3 protein-coding genes are annotated in these 1,992 nt (G+C 63.3%); 1 reads left to right on the plus strand and 2 read right to left on the minus strand.

The features are described from left to right. Positions 1-17 precede the first annotated feature (17 nt). Together CIK71_RS17155 and CIK71_RS17160 are read right to left on the minus strand one after the other, a co-directional pair. A complete protein-coding gene (locus tag CIK71_RS17155; RefSeq protein WP_096166885.1) occupies positions 18-419 on the minus strand; it encodes a GlcG/HbpS family heme-binding protein in 402 nt (133 codons plus the stop codon). Positions 420-449: 30 nt separating this feature from the next. Continuing rightward, positions 450-1,226, minus strand: coding sequence for an SDR family oxidoreductase (locus tag CIK71_RS17160; protein WP_096166886.1), 777 nt, complete (start codon positions 1,224-1,226; stop codon positions 450-452). Positions 1,227-1,325: 99 nt separating this feature from the next. Between CIK71_RS17160 and CIK71_RS17165 the strand changes: the two genes are divergently transcribed. Next, on the plus strand, positions 1,326-1,892 hold the full coding sequence (locus CIK71_RS17165; RefSeq protein WP_096166887.1) for a TetR/AcrR family transcriptional regulator: 567 nt from the start codon (positions 1,326-1,328) through the stop codon (positions 1,890-1,892). Positions 1,893-1,992: the final 100 nt, after the last annotated feature.

Genomic DNA, 1,992 nt, shown 5'->3' on the forward strand with positions numbered 1-1,992 from the left:
CACATAGGAGACACGCCCTAGCTGATCGCTGTCCGAGCGATCTCGGCGTCCTGTTCTGGGGTTCCTCCTGAGACGCCTAGCGCACCGAGGAGTCGACCTGTGTCATCAGTGATCGGAACGCCGCCGCCCATGAGGAGCAGACCGCCGTTGGTGTGATCGAAGTGAGCGACCGGCTCACCGAGCTGTAGGGGCGCGTTCAACGCTTCGCTTGGTGCTTCGAACATGACGGATGTACGTGACTTCGCCAGCGCGAGATCATTGGAGGCCAGCCAAGCGCCGTCCATCCGCTCGAAGGCGACAAGGTTCGCCCCGGCGTCGAGGACGGCGAAGACGGCGTTCAGGCCGAGATCGAGGGCCTTCTCCTGGCCGGCGTCGATGATGCGGCTGGCCGTTTCAAGAGTGATTGTGGGGTGTGACATGTGGTTCTGTCCTTTCCTTCTCTCTCGGTGTCAGGCCTTCTGGGTCCACTCGGTTTCCTGCCACTGCTTGGCAGCGTCGATGGTCTCCAGTGGCCGCATGGTCCGGTAGTCGGGATTGTCGGCGGTGATGGTCTCCACCATCGCGTCGACCATCTCCTGGGGGTCGGCCTGGTCGGCCAGCGACGGACCGAAGTCAGGCATCGGGACATGTGCGGTCTCGCCGTCGTACCACTGCACGTAGCTCTCGGCGCCGGTGTCGTTGAACCCGGTTCCGAACACTCCGGGGTTGATGGTGGCGACCTTGATGCCGAACTGCTCCAGCTCGGCCTTCATCGACCCGGCGACCGCTTCGATCGCGTGCTTGGTCGCGCAGTAGGCGCCCAGGAACGGGACGACGAGGATCCCGCCCATCGAGGAGGTCCAGACGATGCGTCCGCTCTTGCGAGCGATCATCTTCGGTGCGATGGCCTGGACCAGTTCGAGGTGCCCGAACAGGTTGATGTCGAACGACTCCCGCACGCGCTGCAGCGGGATATCGACCACTGCTCCACCCTCCATGACTCCGGCGTTGAGGACCAGAACGTCCACGTCGAAGGAGCCGGCGTGAGCGATGTCGATGGGGTCGAGCAGGTTGAGCTTGATGACGTTGAGTTCGACGCCGGCTGCGTCGGCATCCGCTCGAAGGCCGCGGACCTGGGGCCACGTCTCGGCGGCGGCGATCACGTCGTGGCCCTGGCGGGCGAGTTCGAGCGCGGCACCTTGCCCGAATCCACTGCTGGCACCGGTGATCAGGATCTTCTGGGACATGGACACTCCTCGTGTAACTATCTGGATGCTTACGAGAAGGAGACTGTCACGTCACGGCGAGAACGTCAATAACCAGATGGTTACCTATAGACTGGGGGCATGCCACCCGATGCCACAGACACCAAACGCCGGATCCTCGGCGCGGCGCGGGCCGAGTTCGCGCAGTTCGGCCTTGCTGGCGCGCGCGTGGACAGGATCGCTGAGACTGGGCGGGTCAACAAGCGCTCCATCTATGTCCACTTCGGACCGAAGCGCCAGCTGTTCGATTTCGTGGTGTCGGCCGCGCTGGCCGAGATGGCAGACGAGGTGCCATTCACCGCTAAGGACCTCCCGTCGTATGCAGGGGCACTCTTCGACTATCTGACGGCTCGACCAGAAATCTTGCGCCTAACGTCCTGGGCTGGCCTTGAACGGGAAGATGCATCGCCGAGCGAGGTCCAGGCGTACGAACCCAAGGTGCGAGAGCTGTCGAAAAGTTTCGATGGTGCGGCGGTCGATGTGCTCGCCCTGTTGCTTGGCCAGATCACGGCGTGGCAGTTCGCATCGCCTGGTCTTCGCGCGCACGCTTCAGAGGGGCCCTGGTCTGATGACCGCCTCCAGCGGCACCGCGCCCTGCTGATCGTTTCCGTTGAAGCACTCGTCAGCGCCGCGAGGGCCCGCACTTGAGGGTCATGCTTCAGGAGCCTCGATAGCTTGTTCCAATCGACTAGGTGTTGCGGGTCATGACGTTGTAGTCACGGAGCGGGGATGAAGGAACGGGTCCCTG

This window comes from Brachybacterium alimentarium (genome assembly GCF_002332425.1).
GTDB classification, from domain to species: Bacteria; Actinomycetota; Actinomycetes; order Actinomycetales; family Dermabacteraceae; genus Brachybacterium; species Brachybacterium alimentarium.

Excerpts from the sequence above, each read along its gene's own strand:
- CIK71_RS17160 (WP_096166886.1), bottom strand. The coding sequence starts at position 1,226 with ATGTCCCAGAAGATCCTGATCACCGGTGCCAGCAGTGGATTCGGGCAA.
- CIK71_RS17165 (WP_096166887.1), top strand. The coding sequence starts at position 1,326 with ATGCCACCCGATGCCACAGACACCAAACGCCGGATCCTCGGCGCGGCG.
- CIK71_RS17155 (WP_096166885.1), bottom strand. The coding sequence starts at position 419 with ATGTCACACCCCACAATCACTCTTGAAACGGCCAGCCGCATCATCGAC.